Below are 24,082 nucleotides of genomic sequence, written 5' to 3' on the forward strand. Positions count from 1 at the left end.
TCCTTTAAAAAGTGTTACTAATATTAAAACTGATGGTTTTCGTATCGTCATCTTCTTCTTTTTGCAATGGATACGCAAAACTTATCAGCATAGGACCCATTGGAGAGATCCACTGTAATGATAAACCGGTTGAAATCCTAAAACGCAGCGGATCTGAATAATCGTCTAATTTGGCACGCTCATCAACACCTAAGTTTTGAAAGCGATCTACATTAAATTCAGTATCCCAAACGTTTGCCGCATCAACAAAGAAACTCGTACGGACAGAACTGGTATTTTCTTCATCTAAGAATGGCGTAGGAACAATTAGTTCCATTCCAGCTACCGCTTTAGCATTACCACCAATTCGACCTTGAGGTATTAATACATCAAACTCAGACGCACCGCCTATAGTGCCTGTTGTAGCACCGTCTGTGCCCGGTGTACCCGGAATAGACTGCGGTATACGCGATACAGCACGTGGTAATATTGTATTACGGTCAAAGCCACGAAGTTCCATTTCAGTTATACGAAAGTATTCTTGAAATGGTAATGTTTGATCATAACCATTTGTTGAACCGTAACCGTTACCATAACCAAGCGCTGCACGCGTTGAAAATACCCAACGGTGGTCATTTGATATAGGCCAATAAAAACGTGAATCGTAATTCAGTTTAAAGTACTGAAGATCAGAATTTGGCGTTGTCGCAGTTAGGTTAAGTGTTTGACGTGAGCCCGCTGTTGGAAATAAACCACGGTTAACAGTAACGCGCGACCAACCTACACTTAGCTCATATTTATTAAAATCGAAACCAGCATCTGGGTTTTCCGGATCTAAGAATGTTTCACGCAATACTCGTGTTTGCTCATACTCAGCAATATCCGATAGCTCTTCTTTGATCCAGCGCACACCAAAGTTAATACGATTAATCGCATCAATTGGGAAACCTATATTTGTACCGATACCGTAACTTTTCGATTTGTAGTCAACAAGACTAAAGGCACTCGCATCATAGTTACTGTAAAAAATACTACTACCTTGTGATACACCATCAGGCGTAAAGTAAGGGTCAGTGTACGATAAACTTACACGTTCAGAACCCTTAGAGGTATTAATATTGAATCCAATTTGGTTACCAGTACCTAAAAAGTTAGATTCTGTCACACCAATATTAAATTGTAAGCCTTGGTAAGAACCATATGCCAGACCGGCATTAAAGCTACCGGCTGATTGCTCTTTTACTGTAAAATCAACATCTACTTGGTCATCCACACCAGGGACTGGCACTACATTAAAATCAACTTTTTCCATGTAGGCCAAACGTTGAATTTGTAGTTTTGAACGCTCTAGGTTCTGATTAGATAACCAAGCACCTTCAAGTTGTGTCATTTCGCGGCGCAATACTTCATCAGCCGTATTTTGGTTACCACCAACAATAATACGACGCACATAAACACGTTTACCCGGATTAACCGACAACGTTAATTGCACTTCTTGCTTTTCGTCGTCAATCTCTGGAATAGTACGTACTTCAGCATTTGCGTAGCCAAAACGTGCTAAGTAACTTTTAATAAACTCTTCAGAAGACGTTACTACTGAACCGTTATATAACTCGCCTGCACGAAGTGGAATAACACTTTTATTAAGTCTTCGCGGCCAAGTAAGTCACCAATAAAATCAAAACCCTTAACTTTGTATTTTACGCCTTCAGTTAAGTTGGCTGTAACATATACTGACTCACGTTCAGGACTTACTGACACTTGTGTTGAATCGATATTAAATCGTAGGTAACCACGGTCTAAATAAAAGCTGCGAATTTTTTCTAAATCGCCTTCAACCGTTTGCTTTTGGTAACGGTCGCTGCCCATAAATTGCCACCACGGTAAATCTTGTTGTGACTCGGCAAGCTTTAATAAGTCTTCATTAGAAAAAAGTTCGTTACCAACCAAGTTTATTTGGCGGATGGAGGCGGCATCACCTTCATCAAACTCTAATTTAAGCTTAACGCGGTTACGTGGTAATTTAGTTACACTAATATCAACTTTAGCGTTGTATTTACCAATACTGTGAAAGAACTCAACTAACCCTTTTTCGATATTATCGATAACAGTTTTATCAAGCGGTTCACCTTGGCGAATATCTTGTTGTTCAAGCGACTCATTAAGTTGCTCGTCTTTTATATCTTTATTGCCTTCAAACTCAATAAAGCTGATCGTAGGACGTTCTGTTACTTTAAAAATAACATTATTGCCATCACGAAGTGCTTTTATGTTGTCAAAGTGACCAGAGCGGTAAAGTGACTTTATTGTTTTTGAAATCGTATAGTCGTCAACATTATCGCCCACATTGATAGGAATATGCGTTAATGCAGCACCCAGTGCTACGCGCTGTAAGCCTTCAACTTTAAGATCTTCAACAATAAAGGAAGTTTGGCCCAGTGCTGCAAAGCTTGCACCCAATAAACTTGAAACTGCCAAATGTTTTTTTATAGCCATTTTATTATCTTTATCCTATACAACTGTATTACCGCTTAGCACCTAAAATTAATGATGCTTTACAATCGTGTTCTAATTAGTAATTGTCACGCTGTAGCTACAAACGTGATACATCATTGAACAAAGCGAAACATGTTAGAAAAATGAGTAGCAAGGCTCCCACTTTAAAACCAAACTCTTGTGTCTTTTCAGAGACTGGCTTTTTACGAAAAAGTTCAATTATGTAATACATTAAGTGTCCACCATCAAGCACTGGCAAGGGTAATAAATTAAATACACCCAAGTTAACGCTAATCAAGGCTAAGAAGCTTAAAAATGCAACTAAGCCATAGCTTACGCTAGTTCCAGCACCGACTGCAATGCCCACGGGACCACTTAAATTTTTAACAGAAACTTGGCCTGTAATTAAATTACCTATCATGTCAAAGCTAAGAGTAATCAAGCGCCATGTTTCTTTTGTTCCTCGGACAATGCTGTCAAGAGGGCCGTATTGTCTAGTCTCTACATACCCTTTTGGCCATTGTTGAACAACCGGTGCTACGCCCAAAAAGCCCTGTTCAATACCGCTATTATCAAGGCGGCTTTGCGGGGTTACTGTAATGCTTTTTATACTATCTTGTCTTTTTACACTAAATTGTAAAGATTTGTTAGCCGATTGCGTAATAAGATTAACTAATTGCTGCCAACTGCTTATTGTTTCGCCATTTACAGCCAAAATAGTGTCATTAACCTTCAAATCTGCTTGTTTTGCTGCTGAATTTTCAGTCACAGCGGCAATAGTCAGTGTTGCCTGAGGTCTAAATGGAACAATACCTAACGAACTCAGTGGCGGAACATCTTGCTGATCAAGTTTCCAACCATCTAAATTAAGCGTTTTAATACGTGGTTGTAGATTTTTATCACGAACCGTAACCTCAACGCTTTCCTCACCTAAGCTCGACATTAGTGCAAATGTAGCATCTTGCCACGTTGTTATATCGTCATCGCCAATTTTAATAATATGCTGGCTTGGCATTATGCCCGCCTGCTCCGCTCGACTCCCTTCAGTAACGCTGCCAACAACTGGCTTAACCGATTGCACACCCACCATATACATGGCAGCAAGTGCAAAAATAGCAAACAAAAAGTTTGCCATAGGACCCGCTGCAACAATAGCAATACGCGCTTGAACCGATTTAGCATTAAACGATAAGTGACGTTGGTTTTGTGGTACTTCATCAACGCGCTCATCAAGCATCTTTACATAACCACCTAATGGAATAGCGGCAATTACATATTCTGTATCGTATTTATCGCGCCATTTCAATAAAGGCTTTCCAAAACCAATAGAAAAACGCAGCACTTTAACGCCCATTTTGCGCGCAACCCAAAAATGGCCGCACTCATGTATGGCCACTAAAATACCAAGCGCTAAAATAAATGAGCCTAGGTTCCAAAAAATCAAACATATTAATGCGCCACTTTTGTTATAAATTGCAAAGCGCTAATCCGCGCTAATTTATCGCACTCTAAAATTTCATCTAAGCTTTGCACATTGGTGTACGTTGCAGCTTCAAGTGTTTGTGCATTTATTTTGTATATATCGGTAAAACCAATTTTACCATTTAAGAACGCGTTTACTGTTATTTCATTCGCTGCATTTACTGTCGTTGTAGCACCTTGCCCTGCACTACATGCATCAACCGCAAGTTGTAAATTAGGATAACGGGCGTAATCAGGCTTGGTAAATGAAAAGTCTGTAATATCAGAGAAATTGAGAGGCTTTACACCCGCATTAATTCGCTCAGGATATGCAAGTGCATGGGCAATAGGAGTGCGCATATCAGGGTTACCCATTTGCGCTAAAATAGAACCGTCGTGGTACTGCACCATTGAATGAATAATGCTTTGCGGATGAATAACTACATCAATATCACTGGTGTCACAATTGAATAACCACTTGGCTTCAATAAACTCCAAGCCTTTGTTCATCATAGTGGCCGAATCTACTGATATTTTTTGACCCATAGACCAATTAGGGTGAGCGACTGCTTCGCTAACAGTGACATCTTTTAACGTATTTATATCACGGGTTAAAAATGGGCCACCAGAACCGGTAAGCAAAATTTTACTTACGCCATGTTGCTGTAAATTTTGATCGCCTTTGGCATTTTGTAACGAAGAAGGTAGACATTGAAAAATAGCATTATGTTCGCTATCAATTGGTAGTAAAGTTGCTTTATGTTGTTTAACTTTGTCAATAAACAACTGGCCAGACATCACAAGTGATTCTTTATTGGCAAGCAGTACTTTTTTACCTGCTTCTACTGCACTTAATGTTGGCAATAAACCAGCAGCACCTACAATTGCCGACATAACAACATCAACATTAGGATAAGCACACACGTCACTCATAGCTTGCTCGCCATGCCTTACTTTAGTTTTACACTGAGTATTAGTTAAATACGATGACAACTGCTCAGCAGCCGTTTGCGAAGCCATAACTGCATATACAGGTTCATGCTCTATGCATAACGCAGCCATTTTTTTTGCATTTTGTCCGGCGGTTAAAGCAAAAACATCAAATAGTTCTTTATTTAGCGATACAACATCTAATGTGCTTAAGCCAATAGACCCTGTTGCACCTAAAATAACCAGTTGTTGCTTTGGGCTCATAAACTCAGCGTCCATGCATAACACATAACAAACATTGGAGCCGCAGCGGTTAAGCTATCAATTCTATCTAAAATCCCACCGTGTCCAGGTAAACAATTACCACTGTCTTTTAAGCCAGCTTCGCGTTTAAACATGCTTTCGAGTAAGTCACCTACAGCAGAAAACAACGCAATCAAAGCGGTCATAATGGCGTATACAGGCCAAACAACTAAATCAACATCGGTGAAATGACAAAATATTAAGACAAAAATAACAGCAGCAACGACACCACCGGCGAGCCCTTCAATTGTTTTATTTGGGCTCACTTTAGGCATCAATTTATGCTTACCAAAACTTTTCCCGGTAAAGTAGGCACCCACATCAGCGCTCCACACAATACCTAAAACGACTAAAATCAGCATAGAACCAAAATGAGCCGATTCAGCATACTGCGCACTGCGTAAGGTATTAAGTGCAAGCCACAATGGCACAAGCGTTAGTAAACCAGCGATGCCTCGCATCACAAGGCCTTCATTCCAAGCTTTCGCCATAGCGGGATAACGCCATACTAAATAACTGGCAACAATCCACCAAGCAAATGCAAGTGTAAATAAATAATTTGCATCACCCACTAATTTACCATTTTGCCATAAAGCTTCAATTGGCCAATGTAAGTTGAGCACTGCGAGTAAAGCCGCAACTAAAAGCACAAAAGCACTTCTTTTGAGTTTGTCACACAGGCCCATAAATGCAGACCATTCCCATGCACCTAATAATACTATTGCACCTGCAAAATAACTAAATAAAGTAAGCGGTGTATAAAAAACCAATGCTAATGCTAAAGGCGCTAGCACGAGCGAGGTTAAAATGCGTTGTTTTAACAAAATTGTGACCCTTATTCTATTTAGGTTTGAGCGAGTAATTGTTTTATTTGTTCGCCCGTACAACCAAAACGTCGCTCTCTGGCAACGTAACACGCAATGGCCTCAGCAAATGCTGCTTCATTAAAATCAGGCCAAAGTGTGTCGGTAAAGTAAAGTTCTGCGTAAGCGGCTTGCCATAATAAAAAGTTACTAATACGAACATCGCCACCAGTGCGAATAAGTAAATCAGGTTCTGCCTGATCTGCCATGCTCATATGCTGCGCTAAACGCTCTTCGGTAATATCTTCGGCGTTAAGTGTGCCTTTTTCTACTTGCAACGCAAGTTGCTTAGCTGCATTAGCCATATCCCAACGACCACCATAATTAGCTGCAACATTTAAGTGCAGCCCGGTGTTATTCTCAGTCAACGCTTGTGCGGAATATACTTTACTACGCAAGCTCTCCGAGAATCGTGATAAGTCTCCAATAATGGTCAGTTTTACATTGTTTTTGTGAAGCTTTTTAACTTCTTTTGTTAAAACAAACAAAAAAAGCTCCATTAACGTATTCACTTCATCCTCAGGTCGGCGCCAGTTTTCACTGCTAAAAGCAAATAAAGTTAACGATTGTATCCCTAACTTAGTGCAAAACTGAACAGACTGACGAACGGCATCCACGCCTTTTTTATGCCCGTATACACGAGGTCTATTTCTAGCTTGCGCCCAACGTCCATTACCATCCATTATGATGGCAACATGTTTAGGTAAACATTGCTGTGAAATTGTGTCAGCGTCTAGAACCATAAATATTGAATATTCCATAAAAAAACGCCGCCTAGTATACCCCAGACGGCGTTTCAAAACTAATAATTTTAGTTGCCTAGATTTCCATCAATTCAGTTTCTTTGGCAGCTAATAGCGTATCCATTTCTTTAATAAACTTATCAGTAAGTTTTTGAATCGCATCATCTGATTGACGCGCTTCATCTTCTGATATGTCTTTATCTTTTAATAACGCTTTCACATCGCCATTAGCATCGCGACGAATATTACGAATAGCAACACGACCGCCTTCAACTTCAGCGCGTACAATTTTGATTAAGTCTTTACGACGCTCTTCTGTAAGTGGAGGAAGTGGTACACGAATAACAGTACCTGCTGACATAGGGTTTAAGCCTAAGTCAGACGCCATAATCGCTTTTTCAACAGCTTGCGCCAAAGACTTATCAAATACACCAATAGCCAGTGTGCGAGAGTCTTCAATTGTTACATTAGCAACTTGATTTAAAGGTGTTGGTGCACCGTAGTACGACACCATAATGCCGTCTAAAATTGCAGGGTGAGCACGGCCAGTACGGATTTTAGATAATTGGCTACCTAGTGCTGTTACACTTTTTTGCATGCGCGCTTGCGCGTCTTTTTGAATATCGTTAATCACGGTTTAATCCTAATTATTTGATTATTTCATCTGAGGCTTGTGAAGAAATAAGGGTTCCTTCTTCTTCACCCATAATTACGCGTTTTAACGCGCCTGATTTATTCATGTTAAATACGCTCAACGGCATATTGTGATCGCGGGCTAGAGTAAATGCCGCTAAATCCATAACTTTTAATTCTTTATCGATGATTTCATTGTAGCTTAAGTGGCGATAAAGCGTCGCTTCTGGGTTTTTTACAGGGTCATCACTGTACACGCCATCCACTTTAGTCGCTTTAATTACAGTATCCGCTTCAATTTCAATACCGCGTAAACACGCAGCAGAATCAGTCGTGAAGAATGGATTACCGGTGCCCGCTGCAAAAATAACAACGCGGCCCGTTTTTAATAAGCTAATTGCTTCAGCCCAGTTATATGCATCACACACACCATTTAATGGGATAGCCGACATTAAACGACAATTTACAAATGCACGATGCAGCGCGTCACGCATTGCAAGGCCATTCATAACTGTTGCAAGCATACCCATATGGTCACCAACAACGCGATTCATACCTGCTTCTGCAAGCGATCCACCGCGTAAAAAGTTACCTCCACCAATAACTAAACCCACTTCTACGTCGAGCTCTACTAGCTCTTTAATTTCTTGTGCCATACGGTCTAAAACTTTAGGATCGATGCCGAAGCCTTCGTCTCCCATTAAAGCTTCACCACTTAATTTGAGAAGAACACGTCTAAAAATAGGTTTACGATTGATAGTCATAGTATTGGGGCCAACTTTTATTGAATTATGGATAAAAAATAACCGCGCTTATGTTAAACATAAAAGCGCGGTTATTTTAAAGAATTTCTAGCTGTGAAGCAAAACCAAATAGTACTTTAATTGCATCTAATTTCCTTTTGCATCACAAATAGTTAATCTTACTGACCTTTAGCTGCAGCAATTTGAGCAGCAACTTCAGCAGCAAAATCTTCTTCTTTCTTCTCGATACCTTCACCAACTTCTACACGTACGAAGCTAGTAACTGTTGCGTTTTTCTCTTTAAGAATATCGCCAACAGATTTTTTAGGTTCCATGATGAAAGCTTGACCAGTAAGAGAAACCTCACCAGTAAATTTCTTCATACGACCAACAACCATCTTCTCAGCGATTTCAGCAGGCTTGCCTTCATTCATCGCGATTTCGATTTGTACTTGCTTTTCTTTTTCAACAACATCAGCAGGCACATCAGAAGGTGTTAAGTATTCAGGGCTAGATGCAGCAACGTGCATTGCAACGTGCTTAAGTGTTTCTTCATCAGCAACACCAGCAACAACAACGCCGATACGATCGCCATGACGGTACTCAACTAGGTTTTCACCAGTTACGTACTGTATACGACGTACGTTGATGTTTTCGCCAATTTTAGTAACTAGCTCAACACGGTCTTCTTCAAACTTAGCTTGTAAGTCTTCGATAGAGATTGTGTCAGCAATTGCAGCGTCAGCAACTTTGTTAGCAAATGCTAAGAAGCTTACGTCTTTTGCAACGAAGTCAGTTTGACAGTTAACTTCTACTAGTACTGCAACACCCGCATTTTGCTTGATGATGATAGTACCTTCAGCAGCAATGTTACCTGCTTTTTTAGCAGCTTTAGCAGCGCCACTTTTACGCATATTTTCAATCGCTAACTCGATGTCGCCATCAGTCTCAGTTAACGCTTTTTTACAATCCATCATGCCAGCGCCTGTGCGCTCGCGTAATTCTTTAACTAGGGCAGTAGTTACAGCCATTAGTAAATCCTCAAATCTGAAATCTGGTTTAGATAAGCGGGTTACCCGCTCTACAAGAATAGCAAGTCTTCACCTTAAAAAGATGAAGACTTGATGACAGCTAATTACTCAGCTTCAACGAAATCGTCTTTCTCAGCTTGAGCAACGATGTTATTCTCGCGACCTTCAGTGATAGCAGCTGCAACAGCGCTAGTGTAAAGGCTTACAGCACGGATAGCATCATCGTTACCAGGAACGATGAAATCAACGCCGTCTGGATTAGAGTTAGTATCAACGATTGCAACAACTGGAATACCTAGGTTGTTAGCTTCACGGATAGCAATGTGCTCGTGGTCAGCATCGATAACGAAAAGCGCGTCTGGAAGACCGCCCATGTTTTTGATACCACCAAGGCTTTTTTCAAGCTTGTCCATTTCGCGGTTAAGCATTAACGTTTCTTTCTTAGTTAATTTCTCGAAAGTACCGTCTTGGCTTTGTACTTCAAGGTCTTTAAGACGCTTGATTGATTGACGAACTGTTTTCCAGTTAGTCAACATACCACCTAACCAACGGTGATTAACGTAATACTGGTCGCTTGCAATAGCTGCTTCTTTAACTGCTTCGCTTGCTGCGCGCTTAGTACCAACGAAAAGAACTTTACCTTTGTTTGAAGCAGCACCAGTTAAAAACTTAAGTGCGTTATTGAACATTGGTACTGTTTGCTCAAGGTTGATGATATGAACACGGTTACGTGTACCGAAGATGAAAGGCTTCATCTTAGGGTTCCAGTAACGTGCTTGGTGACCAAAGTGAACACCAGCTTGAAGCATATCGCGCATTGAAACATTTGCCATTTTATAGATCCTCTATAGTTGTTTAGGGTTAGGCCTCCACATATCCCATAGCACCAACACCGAAGTAATTAAACTTCAAATGCACCCAAGTGTATGTGACGATACGTGTGTGTGTTAAAATCAAATTGTGTTTGCCTTAAATACAAAAAATCATTTAAGAATTTATTTGTAAAAAGACGGCGCGCTTTATACCATATTAAAATTAAATACTCAACGTCGCGTGCAAAATTTGTTCGACGATAAATGTTAAAAACTCAACTTTGGAGCCTCAATGAGCGCTATTATCAAGACCCCTGAAGAAATAGAGAAAATGCGCGTAGCTGGGCGCTTAGCGGCCGATGTACTTGAAATGATCGGCCCTCATGTAGTGCCAGGTGTTACCACCGATGAGCTAAATACACTTTGTCATGATTATATTGTTAATGTGCAACAAGCAATCCCTGCTCCATTAAATTATCATGGCTTTCCAAAATCAGTTTGTACGTCAGTTAATCACGTTATTTGTCACGGAATTCCAAATGACAAAGCATTAAAAGAAGGCGACAGCGTAAATATTGACGTAACTGTCATTAAAGACGGTTACCACGGCGACACATCTAAAATGTTCCACGTTGGTACACCAAACATTCAAGCTAAGCGTCTTGCAGAAGTAACACAAGAAAGCTTATACCTTGCTATTAAAATGGTAAAACCAGGTGTGCGCTTAGGCGATATTGGCTCAGCGATTCAAAAATATGCAGAAAGCTTTAACTACTCAATCGTACGTGAATATTGCGGTCACGGTATTGGCGCAGGGTTTCATGAAGAACCACAAATAATGCATTATGGTAAAGCCGGCACTGGCGAAGCCTTAAAAGCAGGTATGTGTTTAACTATTGAACCTATGGTTAATGCGGGTAAACGCCAATGTAAGCTTCTTAAAGATGATTGGACAGTAGTAACACGCGACCGTAGTTTGTCTGCACAGTGGGAACATACTTTATTAGTGACCGAAAATGGTGTTGAAATTTTAACGCTACGATCGGATGATACTATCGACAGGATAATAGAACACTAATAAAACCGAAACACTTGATAAGACAAACCTTATCCGTGTGAAAGGTTAAACAAGGAGCCAGCCCACGTGGCATTACCCAACAAAGTAAAAAAGTTGCTTAGCGATGCTGAGCAACTTAGTGATTATCGCGATTGTTCTAGCTATTTTTATAAATGGCTACATAACGAATTTTCTAAGCAACCGGTTGGGAATTTAATTAATGCCCGGGCTGAGTTTATTGACCGCCTATTAATTAAGCTCTTTCATGTTTATGAGTTATCGCACGAACCTGATTTAGCGCTAATTGCTGTGGGCGGATATGGACGCGGCGAACTTCATCCTTATTCCGATATTGATTTTCTACTTTTAGTCACTGAACAACCCAGTGAAGAAATATGCGAAAAAATAGGCCAGTTTGTCACTATGCTGTGGGATCTCAACTTAGAGATTGGCCACAGTGTGCGCACCATTGAGCAAGCTATTGAGCAAAAACGTGAAGACGTTACCTTCGCCACCAGCTTGCTCGAAAGTCGGCTTATTTTTGGCAACCATATCGAGTTCGAAAAACTTAAAACCTTTGTACTAGAAACCCCTGTTTGGGGTTCTAGCGACTTTTTGTTGCCAAAGTACAAGAGCAAAACTTACGTCACAGAAAGTGCCACGGCACTGCGTATAACCTTGAACCAAACATTAAAGAAAACCCCGGTGGCCTTCGCGACTTACAAACCATCATTTGGGTTGCTAAAAAACACTTTAGAGCCGAAACACTGCAAGAGCTAATTAGCCACGGTTATCTGACTCACGAAGAGTTTCAAGAGCTATCAGAGTGCCTAGAAAACCTATGGAACATTCGTTTTGCCCTTCATTTGGCTGCAGGGCGTTCAGAAAACCGTTTATTGTTTGATCATCAACCCCAAGCCGCCGAAATTTTAGGTTTTGGCAGCGATGGTAAAGCCTCGGTTGAGCGTATGATGAAACGCTTATTTAGAATAATGAGCCGCGTACGCGAGCTTAACCAAATGCTGCTTTCGTATTTTGAGCAAAGCATTTCACCGCAAAACAGTGAAAATGTTGTAGAAGTACTCGACAGAAATTTTGAACGTGTTGGCCATCAAATACGCGTAAAAGATCCATCCGTATTTTTTAGACGTGACCAGCTCTTTGTATTGTTTGAGCACATCGCCGACAACCCCGAAATCACCCATATTTACCCAAGTACTATTCGTACTATTCGACAAGTACGCCGTCGTTTATTGGGTGATTTACAAGATTATGCAGCCTGTCGTGAAGCATTTTTACGCTTAGTCAAACACCCTAACGGTATGGGACGCGCATTTACGTTAATGCACAAACATGGCATGCTTGCCGCCTACTTACCGCAGTGGCGTAATATATTTGGGCAAATGCAGTTCGATTTGTTTCATGCTTATACCGTAGATGAGCACACTCACAAATTAATCAAAAACATTTACGAATATTTTGATAAAACAGGCATTAGCGAGTTTCCTATTTGCAGTGAAATAGTCACTCGCATGGATAAACCGGAGCTACTTTATTTAGCCGGTATATTTCACGACATCGCTAAAGGCCGAGGGGGCGATCACTCAGAGCTTGGCGCTGTTGATGCTATAGCCTTTGCTAAATTACATGGTTTTTCATCGGCTGATGCAAAATTAGTAGCATGGCTTGTAAGTAACCATTTACTTATGTCGGTTACCGCGCAGCGTAAAGACATTAACGACCCTGCTGTAATAAAAGACTTTGCAACACGTATTAAAACAGAGCGCCAACTCGACTATTTATATTGTTTAACCGTTGCCGACATACGTGCAACCAACGACAACTTATGGAACGATTGGAAAAACACCCTACTGCGTGAATTGTACTTGCACACGCAACGCGCGTTGCGCTTAGGGCTCGAAAACCCAATGGATCAACGCGACCAAATTCGCGATAAAAAGCACCAAGCTAAACAACGTCTACTTAACTTGGGCTATCAAGAGGAAAAAATTGATTTAATTTGGAGTCGCTTTAAAGCCAATTACTTTACCGCCTTTAGCGAACAGCAAATATCGTGGCAAAGTGAGCATTTATTAAGTAGCACCGATTTAAGCCAACCTAGTGTAATTGTATCTAACAAAGCCATGCATGGTGGTACACAAGTATTTGTATACAGCCCTTACTCTGGTGCACTATTTGCGAGATTAGTGAGTGTCATTGGCTCTAAAAAAGCACAAATACAGCACGCGCAAGTACTGACCACCAAAGACGGTTACGTCCTGTTTAGCTTTGTCATACTTGAAGTAAGTGGCGACCCAATAGCGAGCGGTCGAGCGCAATCAATTAAACGCGGGCTTGAGCAAGCACTTAGCGATCCACGTAAAAAAATTCGCTTTAAAAAGAGCCGCTCTCAACGCTTTAAAGATTTTAATATTAAACCTAAAATTGTGTTGCGCCCACATGCACGCAAAGACCGTAGCTTAATAGAAATTCAAGCCGTCGATATACAAGGTTTACTAACCAAAATAGCCGAAGTTTTCCAAGCGCATTTACTACACATTCACGCTGCCCGTATTACCACGGTAGGTGAACGTGCAGAGGATTTCTTTGTTGTATCTAATAACGAATACCAAGCGCTGACTGATGAAGAGCAAGCAAAAATTCATCAGGCATTACGTAAAAAATTCAACGCCGAAACTGAATAGAGGACACACATGTCAGATTTAAAAACGATGATCGAAAACGCATGGGACAACCGCGATAGCATTAGCCCAAGCACAGTATCAAGCGACATAAAACAAGCTATTATCGACGCACTTGATTTACTTGATAGCGGCGCAGCACGCGTTGCCGAAAAAATATCAGGTGAATGGGTTGTACACCAGTGGCTTAAAAAAGCGGTTTTACTGTCGTTTCGTATTCGCGACAACCAACCAATGAACGACGGCGTAAACCAGTTTTACGACAAAGTACCACTTAAATTTAGCGACTACACGCCAGAGCAATTTCAGCAAGGCGGTATGCGCGTAGTACCAAACGCTGTAGCACGTAAAGGCAGCTTTGTAGGTAAAAACGTCGTACTTATGCCATCGTACGTAAACATTGGCGCATACGTTGACGACGGCACTATGGTTGATACATGGGCGACTGTAGGCTCATGTGCACAAATTGGTAAGAACGTACATTTATCAGGTGGCGTTGGCATAGGCGGCGTTTTAGAGCCTCTACAAGCTAACCCAACCATCATTGAAGACAACTGTTTTATTGGCGCACGTTCTGAAATTGTGGAAGGCGTAATTGTTGAAGAAGGCGCAGTAATTTCAATGGGTGTTTACATCAGCCAAAGCACTCGTATTTATGACCGTGAAACCGGCGAAATTCACTACGGCCGCGTACCTGCAGGCGCAGTAGTTGTACCAGGTGCACTACCATCAAAAGATGGCACACACAGCCTTTACGCTGCAATCATTGTGAAAAAAGTAGATCAACAAACACGCGAAAAAGTAGGCATCAACGCCCTACTTCGCTCGATTGATGATTAAAAAGAAGCGGTAAGCTTTTAGATGTAAGCACTAAGCAGATTGGTGTTAAACGTAGGTTGGGTTGAGTGAAACGAAACCCAACGACATATTAAATTTTAGCGTTTTAGCGTTTTAACGTTTTAACGTTTTAACGTTTTAACGTTTTAACGTTTTAACAAAAATTTGATTGTATATTAAAAGCTCTAAACCTTTGGTTTAGAGCTTTTTTGTTATTAATAATCAGATGAGGATGAACAACAAATATAATTTACAGTTTCTAATTCGTTAAACTTTTACATAAGTAGGTTATTACGTTAAATTATTAAAAACTTCAATAGATAAAATAATATGCATCATCAAGAACAAGGTAGTTTTTTTGATCTTTTTAAAGATAGGCCTCTCGTCTTCACATTTTTCTGGGCATTCTGCTTATTAAATTGGAAAAGTATTTGGTGGTTTTTAGTAGAACCTTTAAAATTCAGCACAAAGTTAGATATATATGAACAACTAGGCTTTGGCTTCTACATTTTCTACCCTATTTTATTAACAATTTTAGCTACTATTTTCTATCCCCTTGCAGTACATATTCCTAATTTCTTCAAAGAGTATTGGCAAAAAAAGTATGACTCTTTCAAAGCTAATCGAGAACCAGCTGAGTTTATTCCCATTGAGAAATACGATAAATTAGATAAACAATTTCAAGATGAGAGCCAGAAAGCCACAAGTGCTATAAAGGAAACTCTAGAGCACCGAGAAGACTCATTTAAAAAGCAGAGTCAAATTGATAAACTGAAAATTACAGAAAAACAGCAACTTGATGAAATCAACAAACTAACAGAGCAAAACCAGAAAATTAAAAACGACTTATTACATAGCAATCAACAATTCGAAGAAATGTCAGAGAAATTTTCAAGCTCAGCTGAGGAACACATAACACTGACCAAAACACTTCAAAAATATAAAGAGCAAGCTGAAAAAATAGAAGATAAATATCAAACTTTATTAACAAAAAATTCTAAATTAAAACAAGAATATCTCTCGCTGAGACATGAGGTGTCAATGCGAACTCACAAAGAAAATACAATGCTTGAACTTAATGTTAATAGAAAAAATGATATTTTAAGTAAATTACCTAATAAAAAAACCAATTATTTCGTCGAAAATTTCAACCAAATAATGGGGGCTCCTTTTATCGGTATTACTATAGACGATTGTCTGTACCAAGCAGGGAAAGTAATTTATATACCGCAAACTTATAAAGGAAAGGGCATTTTCTTTAGAATCATAAAAAATGAGGGTAATGAAAAATTAAGGTATGGGATAAGGTACCCAAGCACTATAAAAATTACTGAAGTTCCAGAAGATGGTATGTTCATTGATTACCAAGATCTCGATCATAATAATAACGAATTTTTAGAATTAGTGACATTCTGGGCTGAAAATCCAAATTCAGCAACCAATGTATATGAAATCGAATACAGTAATGAGATTAATAAATACCGCATAAAATTATAAGTAAAATTAACGCCGAGCAGCTCGTCACTGATAGCTGACAACTAGAAACTTCCATTAAACAAATAAAAAAGCACTTATAAAAATAAGTGCTTTTAGGTTTGCTCAATTAATTTTTAATTATAGCGCGTTAAATACGTCGTCTGTTTTAGCTGCGCAAATAAAGTCGTTTTTATGCAAGCCTTTAATTGAATGGCTCCACCACGTTACAGTTACTTTGCCCCACTCGGTTAATAAACCAGGATGGTGGCCTTCGTCTTCTGCCATGTCGCCTACTTTGTTAGTAAATGCGATAGCTTGTTTAAAGTTTTTAAATTTATAAACACGCTCTAGCTGCATAATGCCGTCGCGTACTTCTGGTACCCAGTCTGGTATTTTTGTAATAAGTTGTGCAAGCTCTTCGTCAGACACTTTTGGTGCATCTACGTGGCAAGCTTCGCATTTTTGTTCACTTAATGAAGACATTTTAAATCCTTACTTTAGCGTTTCTTTTAAATTAAAGTTAACTGGCTAATTTTTCTTTTGGTGGAAATTTTGGGTCATGCAAGCCAAGCTCTTTAGCTTGCTCAACCAAAGTCATAATATCCATTTGCGATATATCAAACAGATCATGAATCGAATTTATGGTGTAGTACTGTGGTTGCATAATATCAATACGGTACGGCGTACGCAGTACATCAAGCACATTCATTGGGCTAATTTCTGGCGTATTTGAGTATACGTACTGAGTCTCCCCTGGGCTTGATAAAATACCGCCGCCGTAAATACGCAGACCGTCTTCGGTTTGCATTAAACCAAATTCAACCGTAAACCAGTATATACGCGCAAGGTATACACGGTCCTTTTTCTGCGCTGCGTAACCTAATTGCCCGTACTTATGCGTAAACTCGGCAAAGTCAGGATTAGTTAGCATGGCGCAATGGCCAAATATTTCATGAAAAATATCAGGCTCTTGTAGGTAATCAAATTCTTCGCGGCTACGAATAAATGTAGCTACCGGAAACTGCTTGTTTGCCAGTAATCTGAAAAACTCGTCAAAGTCGATAAGCGCAGGTACTGGTGCAACTTGCCAACCGGTAGTGGCTAGTAACACTTCGTTTAGCTCGCTTAACTGCGGAATACGGTCGTGCGGCAGGTTAATCTTTTTTAACCCTTGCATGTACTCGTTGCAGGCTTTGCCTTCAATGCATGCAAGTTGGCGCGCTACAAGCTCAGACCAAATTTTATTTTCTTCATCACTCCAGTGTATAACACCATTTTCGTCTGGTGTTTTGGATGTGTATTTACTTGCTTTAGCCATAAGTACCTTCTTGGGTGTGAGCCCTAAATCGGTGTCAGTGTGATACTCAAACCTGTTGAATATCGAATGACCCCATACTATGCAAAAGTGAAGAAAAGTTTAATAGATAGGCTAACATCAGTATTTAGCGTGATCACTTAGATCGTAAAGTTAAAATTACACTCATGGCACATTAAAAATACAGACCTTTAAATAAAGGCCTGCAGCTTATTTTTAAGTGTATACAATTAAATACACCTAACCAATTTTAGTAAAAGCTTGGTCTAAATCACTAATAATGTCGTTAACATCTTCAAGCCCAACCGAGAGTCTGATCAGCCCATCACTTATTCCAGCGGCAGCTCGCTCCTCTGGCGTATAAGGCGAGTGAGTCATAGATGCAGGATGCTGAATCAGTGTTTCAGCGTCGCCGAGGCTTACTGCAAGTGTACAAAGTTTCATACTATCAATAAATTGTGCGCCATCATGTAGCGTGCCTTTTATTTCAAACGCAATAACACCACCAGCGGCTTTCATTTGGTTACCAATAAACCTATAACCTGGGTGCGATTTAAGCCCCGGGTAATATACGGTGCTTACTTGTGGGTGCGCTTCTAGATATTCGGCTATTGTTTGTGCACTTTGACAATGGCGCTCTATTCTAATAGCGAGTGTTTTTAGGCCTCGATTAATTAGCCATGCATCGTGCGGGCTTATGGTTGCACCAATATCTTTTAGTACGGTCATTTTAATGTGTGTTATGTGCTCAAGCGATCCACATACAATACCGGCGACTACGTCTCCGTGGCCGTTTAAGTACTTGGTCGCACTGTGCATTATGATGTCGATACCGTAATTTTTTGGTGATTGCAGTAGCGGCGTTAAAAAGGTGTTGTCGACCACACTAATTAAATTGTGCTCTTTAGCAACTGCGCCAATGAGTGCCAAATCAATAACCGCCATAGTGGGGTTGATTGGCGTTTCTATAAATATCATTTTTGAATTAGGTTTGATGGCAGCGCGTAGTTCGTCCTCGTTGGTCATATCAACAAAAGTGACTTCGATTCCCCAGCGCGGCAACATATGCGAGAAAAACGCAAAGGTACAACCATACAAAGCACTTGAGGCAACAAGGTGATCTCCCTGCGATAAAAAGCTCAGTACTGAGGCTGATACAGCCCCCATACCTGTTGCGGTTGCAGCAGCTGCTTCACAGCTCTCTAGTTGAGCAACTTTTTGCTCAAGCTCTGTGGTTGTAGGGTTTCCTAAGCGCGTATAAATATAGCCAGGTTCGTCGCCTGCAAAACGCGCAGCACCTTGAGCGGCATTTTCAAAATGAAAGGTAGAGGTTTGATACAAAGGAGAAGTGAGTGCGCCGTGCGGGTCGTTTGCTTTTTGTGGTCCGTGAATACACTGGGTGTTTATATGATGCTTGCTCATTGTAGGCTCATTTTTTTGATTATTATGTTTTTGCGATTCAACAATCAAAACGTATGCGCTTACAAACAGCAAGCATGCCGGATGCTCAGATGGCTATTTGTGTAAAAACCATGCAGCGCACGTTTGTACACAAATATTGCCACTGCTAATCTAGTGTGTTGGTTCCGCCTTTTTACGGCTCATAATTTTACCTGCGATGCTTTGCAGAGTGCCTTTTAGTAAGCTGCGCTTGTTTTCAAGCCTTGGTAATGGGCGACTAAGCTCCATTGCTTTGTAACCAATACGCGCTGTAAAAATACCAGCACTGACCCCTTGCGCTGCCCGCCCCGAAAGCTTACCTAAAAGCTCAGCACTTAGTGCAGTTGCAGCAAGGTCAGATACAAGCTCTGCACTGCCTACAAACATTACTTGTTTTATCAGCATACGGTACAGTTTTATACGGCTCGCGTAGCCAAAACCAATGCCGTAAATTTTACCAATTTGTTCTATTAACTTAGTACCGCGCCAAAGCACAGCCATCATATCCACCAGCGCAAGAGGGCTTAGGGCAACTAGTAGAGCTGATTCAGTCGCAAAACGATTTATAAGCTTTTTAGCTTTGGTGTCTTGGGTTATTAATAAACTGTTGGCGTACAGCGTCATTATTTCTTTGTCGCTGTGATGCGTCGCTACTTGGTTTTTAAAGGTTTCAAAGTTATCAAGCTCCTGATGTTTATTGAGCTTTTCGAGCCAAGGTAATGCACCGCCTACTTGCTCGCTGTTTAAAAGCCTGTCGGCTTCAACTCGGTGCAGTTGGTTACGCTTTAAACTGCGCAGCATTCGGTACTCTCGCCACAATAAGCGCCCAATTAGCAGCACGCCACTTACAACTGCGGTTAAATAAACACTGCCTAAAATAATTGACTGCTCGAAAGCAAATAATAACGAGTACGCAAACTCTAAAAGCACCAGTACTATAAAACTAATAGCAAAAACACCTTTAAGCGTTTGCCACTTTGACTTTTTATAAACAGGTTCCAGATCTATTTCTGGCTCTAGTGCTTCATCTTCAAGTTCTTCGTAATCACTTTGTCCGTGCTGAATAATTTTTGCAGGTGCTAAAACGGGTTCGTTTTGCTCAATGCTTTGCGTATCTATGCGACGCCCTGCTTGAAATGGTTGGTTTGACTCACTCATGTTAATTTGTCTCCTAGCAGGTACTGCATGACATGATCTAATCGAATATGTTTTAGTTGTTTATCGGGGCTCGGCATTGGGGAAAACGATAAAAACTCAAACCCTTGTGCTGGCCACTCACGTTTATTAAGCATTCGCGTGGGTGGTTGCGGTGGTAAATACGTAAGCCAATCAGACTCGTTTAACGGTTTACCGTAAATACAATCAAGCGTTTGACCTTTGTCGGTAACTTGGCGCGGCTGCGTTGCTGTAATTGACGACATAGCCATGGTTTCTATTTTTACACCATCAAACTTTAAATGATTACTTTGCTCATGCACGAGCGAATCAAGTAGCAGTGCTAAATCTTTATGGTGCTTAGCACTTATATGATCTGATTTATTAGCTGCAAATAATATTTTGTCTATGTTGGGCTTAAATAAACGTTTAAAAAAGCCCGACTCGCCATAGTTAAAGTGTGCGAGTAATTGGTTTATTACACTGCTTTGCTCTTGGAGTGTTTCGTGCCCTTCGTTTAACGCACTAAGTACATCTACAAGTACAATTTGGCGATCGAAGTGCCTAAAATGCTCATTATAAAATGGTTTTACAACTTCTTTTATATAGGCGTTAAAACGCTTAATTAAATGCGCTAAATTAGAACCCGCAACGACATCGTCACTATTTACTTTACCCGATACCGGAAAAAACAATAACAATGGCGCACCTTGTAAGTCGCCAGGCATAAGCATGCGCCCAGGTTGCAACATGGCAAGTTTGGTGTCTTTTTTAAGCCCGACTAACATGCTTTGATAAAGCTGAGCAATATGAGCAAGTGCGTTTTCATCAACGGGAGCGTTTAAGTCAAGTTGCTCTACGGCCGCTAAAAAATCACTTGATGTGTTTACGCGCGAAGGCTGAGTTAATAACGGGTATTGCTGCTCGCACCATTGAGAATAGCTTTGCTCAAGCATAGGTAAATCAAGGAGCCATTCACCCGGGTAGTCAATAATATCTAAATAAAGCGTTGATTGCGGCGAAAAGTGGCCGCGCAGCCCTGCATTACTTTGATACTTTATTGCCAAGCGCAGCGTATTAATCCGCTCAGTTGATGCAGGCCATGTAGGCATCCCATCGCTGGGTAATAATGAATTTAGTGCGCGCGTATAATTAAACGTAGGGACTTTTAACGCCTCTTGCGGCACAACTTTAGTGGCCACATGGCGGTGCTCGCGCATTACATCAAAAAAAGGTAAGTTTTTATCGTCAGCTTGGGTTGTTAAGTGTTTAACAAGCGCGGTAATAAAGGCTGTTTTACCACTACCACTTAGGCCAGTTACGGCAAGTTTTACGTGTTGGTCTAAACTGCGATGAAGGGCTTTTTGTGCTTTGCCTTTAATACTTTTAAAGGTCTTTTTTGCAAATGATTGGCTCATAAAGTGTCTTGCACCTAATTTGCCGTAATTTATCACGCTGCAAATAAGGTGCTATTAAATCCTTTAAAGTTTGTTAATTTCACGGCTCACCGTAAACTCGCTTGAAGTTACATGGCGCTCCATATCTTGAAGGCGAGTATCTACACGCGTTAAACGCTCTTTTAAATCTTGCAATGCGCGGCGCGGTGGCTCGCCTTTTTGCCATACTTTAAATTTTACTTCTAGCGGATCGTCAGTTTTAGTTGAGCTTTTTGTTTGCGCCGCTGCGGGCTCTTTTTTATCTAAAATGAACCAGGCTGCAATATACGCTACCACAAATAATGGGCCACCCGTTAGCAGTACCGCACTAACAAATATAATGCGAACTAACCATAACTCCATATTAAAGTAGTCACTTAATCCCGCACATACACCGGCTACTTTACCGCGTTGAGGGTCTCTTAATAATTCGCGTTTGGCACTCATACTTTGCGTCTCCATTGTGGTGACTCTTGATCAAGCAATGCTTCAAGTGTTTCTAATCGTTCAGCCATTTTTTCAGCTTTGTGTGCAAGCTCAAGTAATTGGCGATGTTCGTGTTCACTTAAACCTTGGTTTACTTGTTTTTTGCTGCGGTAGTGTAAAATTAGCCACAGCGGAGCAACAAAAATCATAAACAAAATAAATGGTGCAACTAATATCTCTGGATCAAACATAATCCTCTCCTGACAATCCGTTTTGATGTTTTTAAGCAGTGGGGCACTTTAAGTGCCCCTTTATAAATTATTTATCAGCTAACTTCTTTTTAAGTTCGGCTAGCTCATCATCTATCTTTTCATTTTTTTGTAGGTTAGCAATTTCATCCGCTAACGTCTTTTTACCTAAATCGTACGACTCAATTTGAGATTCTAGTCCATCAATTTTGGTTTCGTAACGTTCAAAGCGGTTAAGTGCTTCTTCTACTTTTGAGCTATCAAGTGTCTTTTTCACTTCAAGGCGCGACTCAGCCGAACGTTGGCGAAGTATAATCGCTTTTTGACGAGATTTCGCATCTGCTAGCTTTTCTTGTAGTGTCGTTACTTCTTGCTGTAATTTCTCAATATGAGACTCTACATGTTCAAGCTCACTCGCTACTGAAGCAACGGCATCTGCCGACTTTTGCTTTTCAAGTAGGGCTGAACGCGCTAAATCGTCGCGGTCTTTACTTAAAGCCAGTTCGGCTTTATCTTGCCAATCACTTACCTGCGCTTTAAGTGTATCTAAGCGGCGTACAATTTCTTTTTTCTCAGCCAGTGTTTTAGCTGATGTAGAACGTACTTCAACAAGCGTATCTTCCATTTCTTGAATAATCAGACGAACCATTTTTTCTGGGTCTTCTGCTTTATCTAAAATGGCATTGATATTAGAATTAACAATATCTGCAAAACGTGAAAAAATTCCCATAACATTTACCTCTGTAATTAAAACTTAGTTAGTCTGCTATAACTAGTATCAATATGCTTGCCAACTTTTTAAAAGACAAAATACACTTTATTTTCATTAAGTTAAACTAAATATACAAATTTCTTTAGTTCTCCCTAATTATGAAATACACTAACAGTTAGTAAAAATGACCAAGAGTTAGGAAATATGAGCCAATATCGCCAACAGGATAATTTACTCGGCCAATCAGATAGCTTTCTGTCTGTATTAGATCAGGTATCGCAACTGGCTAATTTAGATAAACCGGTACTTATTATTGGTGAACGCGGCACAGGTAAAGAGCTAATAGCAGCACGCTTACACTTTTTATCAAAACGCTGGGATCAAAACTACGTAAAGCTTAACTGTGCAGCGCTTAACGAGAACCTACTCGAAAGTGAATTATTTGGCCATGAAAGCGGTGCTTTTACGGGGGCAAGCAAACGCCACGAAGGTCGTTTTGAACGCGCTAACAGCGGCACACTGTTTTTAGATGAATTAGCTAATACCTCAGCTATGGTACAAGAAAAACTGCTGCGCGTTATAGAATACGGTGAGTTTGAACGTGTTGGCGGCAAGCAAACTGTAAAAGTAGATACCCGTTTAGTGTGTGCGACAAACGAAGATCTTCCTTATTTGGCCGAGCAAGGTGAATTTAGAAGTGATTTACTCGATCGCCTTGCCTTTGATGTAATTACCCTGCCACCACTGCGCGAACGCCAAGACGATATTATGCTTCTTGCTGAGCAGTTTGCGATGAATATGGCGCGCGATTTAGAGTGGGAACTGTTTAGCGGTTTTACCCGAAGCGCAACAGAAACACTGCTTAGTTATGATTGGCCCGGCAATATTCGTGAACTTAAAAATGTGGTTGAACGTAGTTTGTATCGCCATGGCAGTGAACATATCCCCGTTCACCAGATTATTTTAGACCCATTCGATAGCCCATTTAGACCAAAAGCGCGCATTAAAGCACCTATAGCGGCCCAAACTGTTAATGTCGAGCCTATTGTTGTTGCGCCGCCGATTGCTCAAGCAAGCAGTAATATAGCCGTTGATATTCAATTTCCGTGTAGTTTAAAAGAGCGTTCAAACGACTTTGAAATAAACATGATTAATAAAGCACTCGAACATAGCCAATTTAATCAAAAGAAAACTGCAGAAGTACTTGGTTTAACGTATCATCAATTACGTGGTTATCTTAAAAAATACAATTTGTTGGATCAACAATAGTTAGAGGTTATGCGG

20 protein-coding genes and 2 pseudogenes are annotated in these 24,082 nt (G+C 40.5%); 5 read left to right on the forward strand and 17 right to left on the reverse strand.

Annotated elements, in window-relative coordinates:
* Positions 1-4: 4 nt before the first annotated feature.
* The 9 genes and pseudogenes from bamA to rpsB form a co-directional block, all read right to left on the reverse strand.
* Positions 5-2,475, reverse strand: a pseudogene (gene bamA / locus P4S71_RS21555) (outer membrane protein assembly factor BamA).
* A 97-nt stretch (positions 2,476-2,572) separates the two neighbouring features.
* Positions 2,573-3,925: a sigma E protease regulator RseP gene (gene rseP, locus P4S71_RS21560; RefSeq protein ID WP_337151660.1), complete on the reverse strand. Its 1,353-nt coding sequence runs from the start codon at positions 3,923-3,925 to the stop codon at positions 2,573-2,575.
* The gene (gene ispC / locus P4S71_RS21565) at positions 3,925-5,130 is read right to left on the reverse strand and encodes a 1-deoxy-D-xylulose-5-phosphate reductoisomerase (protein WP_007376812.1); all 1,206 of its coding nucleotides are present in this window, start codon (positions 5,128-5,130) and stop codon (positions 3,925-3,927) included. Before ispC ends, rseP begins: the two co-directional genes overlap by 1 nt.
* On the reverse strand, positions 5,127-5,993 hold the full coding sequence (locus tag P4S71_RS21570) for a phosphatidate cytidylyltransferase (RefSeq protein WP_007376813.1): 867 nt from the start codon (positions 5,991-5,993) through the stop codon (positions 5,127-5,129). Before P4S71_RS21570 ends, ispC begins: the two co-directional genes overlap by 4 nt.
* Before the next feature lie 20 nt (positions 5,994-6,013).
* Entirely contained in the window at positions 6,014-6,793 is a 780-nt protein-coding gene (locus P4S71_RS21575; RefSeq protein WP_007376814.1) for an isoprenyl transferase, read from the reverse strand.
* A 58-nt stretch (positions 6,794-6,851) separates the two neighbouring features.
* Positions 6,852-7,373 (reverse strand): ribosome recycling factor, encoded by a 522-nt coding sequence (frr, locus tag P4S71_RS21580; protein ID WP_370587472.1) that lies wholly within the window; start codon positions 7,371-7,373, stop codon positions 6,852-6,854.
* A 49-nt stretch (positions 7,374-7,422) separates the two neighbouring features.
* Positions 7,423-8,172 carry a UMP kinase gene (gene pyrH, locus P4S71_RS21585; protein WP_008133874.1) on the reverse strand — a complete coding sequence of 250 codons (750 nt, stop codon included), beginning with the start codon at positions 8,170-8,172 and terminating at the stop codon, positions 7,423-7,425.
* 158 nt (positions 8,173-8,330) lie between these two features.
* On the reverse strand, positions 8,331-9,182 hold the full coding sequence (tsf, locus tag P4S71_RS21590; protein ID WP_008133872.1) for a translation elongation factor Ts: 852 nt from the start codon (positions 9,180-9,182) through the stop codon (positions 8,331-8,333).
* Positions 9,183-9,286: 104 nt separating this feature from the next.
* A complete protein-coding gene (rpsB, locus tag P4S71_RS21595) occupies positions 9,287-10,015 on the reverse strand; it encodes a 30S ribosomal protein S2 (protein WP_007376819.1) in 729 nt (242 codons plus the stop codon).
* A gap of 271 nt (positions 10,016-10,286) precedes the next feature.
* Between rpsB and map the strand changes: the two genes are divergently transcribed.
* The 4 genes and pseudogenes from map (at position 10,287) to P4S71_RS21615 (ending at position 16,087) form a co-directional block, all read left to right on the forward strand.
* Positions 10,287-11,072 carry a type I methionyl aminopeptidase gene (map, locus tag P4S71_RS21600; protein ID WP_007376820.1) on the forward strand — a complete coding sequence of 262 codons (786 nt, stop codon included), beginning with the start codon at positions 10,287-10,289 and terminating at the stop codon, positions 11,070-11,072.
* A 66-nt stretch (positions 11,073-11,138) separates the two neighbouring features.
* A pseudogene (gene glnD, locus P4S71_RS21605) lies at positions 11,139-13,756 on the forward strand ([protein-PII] uridylyltransferase).
* Positions 13,757-13,765: 9 nt separating this feature from the next.
* Positions 13,766-14,593, forward strand: coding sequence for a 2,3,4,5-tetrahydropyridine-2,6-dicarboxylate N-succinyltransferase (dapD, locus tag P4S71_RS21610; RefSeq protein ID WP_337151489.1), 828 nt, complete (start codon positions 13,766-13,768; stop codon positions 14,591-14,593).
* Positions 14,594-14,920: 327 nt separating this feature from the next.
* The gene (locus tag P4S71_RS21615; RefSeq protein WP_337151490.1) at positions 14,921-16,087 is read left to right on the forward strand and encodes a hypothetical protein; all 1,167 of its coding nucleotides are present in this window, start codon (positions 14,921-14,923) and stop codon (positions 16,085-16,087) included.
* 117 nt (positions 16,088-16,204) lie between these two features.
* On the opposite strand, the gene P4S71_RS21620 is transcribed toward P4S71_RS21615, so the two are convergent.
* The 8 genes from P4S71_RS21620 to pspA form a co-directional block, all read right to left on the reverse strand.
* Positions 16,205-16,549: a 4a-hydroxytetrahydrobiopterin dehydratase gene (locus P4S71_RS21620; RefSeq protein WP_006793641.1), complete on the reverse strand. Its 345-nt coding sequence runs from the start codon at positions 16,547-16,549 to the stop codon at positions 16,205-16,207.
* A gap of 37 nt (positions 16,550-16,586) precedes the next feature.
* Positions 16,587-17,384, reverse strand: coding sequence for a phenylalanine 4-monooxygenase (phhA, locus tag P4S71_RS21625; RefSeq protein ID WP_337151491.1), 798 nt, complete (start codon positions 17,382-17,384; stop codon positions 16,587-16,589).
* Between the two features lie 237 nt (positions 17,385-17,621).
* Positions 17,622-18,803, reverse strand: a complete 1,182-nt coding sequence (gene megL / locus P4S71_RS21630; RefSeq protein WP_337151492.1) for a methionine gamma-lyase — start codon at positions 18,801-18,803, stop codon at positions 17,622-17,624.
* A gap of 150 nt (positions 18,804-18,953) precedes the next feature.
* A complete protein-coding gene (locus P4S71_RS21635) occupies positions 18,954-19,979 on the reverse strand; it encodes a TIGR01620 family protein (RefSeq protein ID WP_337151493.1) in 1,026 nt (341 codons plus the stop codon).
* Positions 19,976-21,394 carry a YcjX family protein gene (locus P4S71_RS21640; protein WP_337151494.1) on the reverse strand — a complete coding sequence of 473 codons (1,419 nt, stop codon included), beginning with the start codon at positions 21,392-21,394 and terminating at the stop codon, positions 19,976-19,978. The genes P4S71_RS21635 and P4S71_RS21640 overlap by 4 nt, the downstream gene beginning before the upstream one ends.
* A 63-nt stretch (positions 21,395-21,457) precedes the next feature.
* On the reverse strand, positions 21,458-21,859 hold the full coding sequence (pspC, locus tag P4S71_RS21645; RefSeq protein WP_008134760.1) for an envelope stress response membrane protein PspC: 402 nt from the start codon (positions 21,857-21,859) through the stop codon (positions 21,458-21,460).
* The gene (pspB, locus tag P4S71_RS21650; RefSeq protein WP_008134759.1) at positions 21,856-22,089 is read right to left on the reverse strand and encodes an envelope stress response membrane protein PspB; all 234 of its coding nucleotides are present in this window, start codon (positions 22,087-22,089) and stop codon (positions 21,856-21,858) included. The genes pspC and pspB overlap by 4 nt, the downstream gene beginning before the upstream one ends.
* 67 nt (positions 22,090-22,156) lie before the next feature.
* Complete coding sequence (gene pspA, locus P4S71_RS21655) at positions 22,157-22,816, reverse strand: phage shock protein PspA (protein ID WP_007376832.1); 660 nt, start codon at positions 22,814-22,816, stop codon at positions 22,157-22,159.
* Positions 22,817-23,002: 186 nt separating this feature from the next.
* Between pspA and pspF the strand changes: the two genes are divergently transcribed.
* A complete protein-coding gene (gene pspF / locus P4S71_RS21660) occupies positions 23,003-24,067 on the forward strand; it encodes a phage shock protein operon transcriptional activator (protein ID WP_007376833.1) in 1,065 nt (354 codons plus the stop codon).
* Positions 24,068-24,082: the final 15 nt, after the last annotated feature.

Source organism: Pseudoalteromonas sp. B62 (assembly GCF_037162565.1).
Lineage (GTDB): Bacteria > Pseudomonadota > Gammaproteobacteria > Enterobacterales > Alteromonadaceae > Pseudoalteromonas > Pseudoalteromonas fuliginea.

What these genes read in the sequence shown, in the direction of transcription:
- ispC (WP_007376812.1), bottom strand. Translation starts at nt 5,130, where the DNA reads ATGAGCCCAAAGCAACAACTGGTTATTTTAGGTGCAACAGGGTCTATT.
- P4S71_RS21575 (WP_007376814.1), bottom strand. Translation starts at nt 6,793, where the DNA reads ATGGAATATTCAATATTTATGGTTCTAGACGCTGACACAATTTCACAG.
- frr (WP_370587472.1), bottom strand. Translation starts at nt 7,373, where the DNA reads ATGCAAAAAAGTGTAACAGCACTAGGTAGCCAATTATCTAAAATCCGT.
- pyrH (WP_008133874.1), bottom strand. Translation starts at nt 8,172, where the DNA reads ATGACTATCAATCGTAAACCTATTTTTAGACGTGTTCTTCTCAAATTA.
- tsf (WP_008133872.1), bottom strand. Translation starts at nt 9,182, where the DNA reads ATGGCTGTAACTACTGCCCTAGTTAAAGAATTACGCGAGCGCACAGGC.
- rpsB (WP_007376819.1), bottom strand. Translation starts at nt 10,015, where the DNA reads ATGGCAAATGTTTCAATGCGCGATATGCTTCAAGCTGGTGTTCACTTT.
- map (WP_007376820.1), top strand. Translation starts at nt 10,287, where the DNA reads ATGAGCGCTATTATCAAGACCCCTGAAGAAATAGAGAAAATGCGCGTA.
- dapD (WP_337151489.1), top strand. Translation starts at nt 13,766, where the DNA reads ATGTCAGATTTAAAAACGATGATCGAAAACGCATGGGACAACCGCGAT.
- P4S71_RS21615 (WP_337151490.1), top strand. Translation starts at nt 14,921, where the DNA reads ATGCATCATCAAGAACAAGGTAGTTTTTTTGATCTTTTTAAAGATAGG.
- P4S71_RS21620 (WP_006793641.1), bottom strand. Translation starts at nt 16,549, where the DNA reads ATGTCTTCATTAAGTGAACAAAAATGCGAAGCTTGCCACGTAGATGCA.
- phhA (WP_337151491.1), bottom strand. Translation starts at nt 17,384, where the DNA reads ATGGCTAAAGCAAGTAAATACACATCCAAAACACCAGACGAAAATGGT.
- megL (WP_337151492.1), bottom strand. Translation starts at nt 18,803, where the DNA reads ATGAGCAAGCATCATATAAACACCCAGTGTATTCACGGACCACAAAAA.
- P4S71_RS21635 (WP_337151493.1), bottom strand. Translation starts at nt 19,979, where the DNA reads ATGAGTGAGTCAAACCAACCATTTCAAGCAGGGCGTCGCATAGATACG.
- P4S71_RS21640 (WP_337151494.1), bottom strand. Translation starts at nt 21,394, where the DNA reads ATGAGCCAATCATTTGCAAAAAAGACCTTTAAAAGTATTAAAGGCAAA.
- pspC (WP_008134760.1), bottom strand. Translation starts at nt 21,859, where the DNA reads ATGAGTGCCAAACGCGAATTATTAAGAGACCCTCAACGCGGTAAAGTA.
- pspB (WP_008134759.1), bottom strand. Translation starts at nt 22,089, where the DNA reads ATGTTTGATCCAGAGATATTAGTTGCACCATTTATTTTGTTTATGATT.
- pspA (WP_007376832.1), bottom strand. Translation starts at nt 22,816, where the DNA reads ATGGGAATTTTTTCACGTTTTGCAGATATTGTTAATTCTAATATCAAT.
- pspF (WP_007376833.1), top strand. Translation starts at nt 23,003, where the DNA reads ATGAGCCAATATCGCCAACAGGATAATTTACTCGGCCAATCAGATAGC.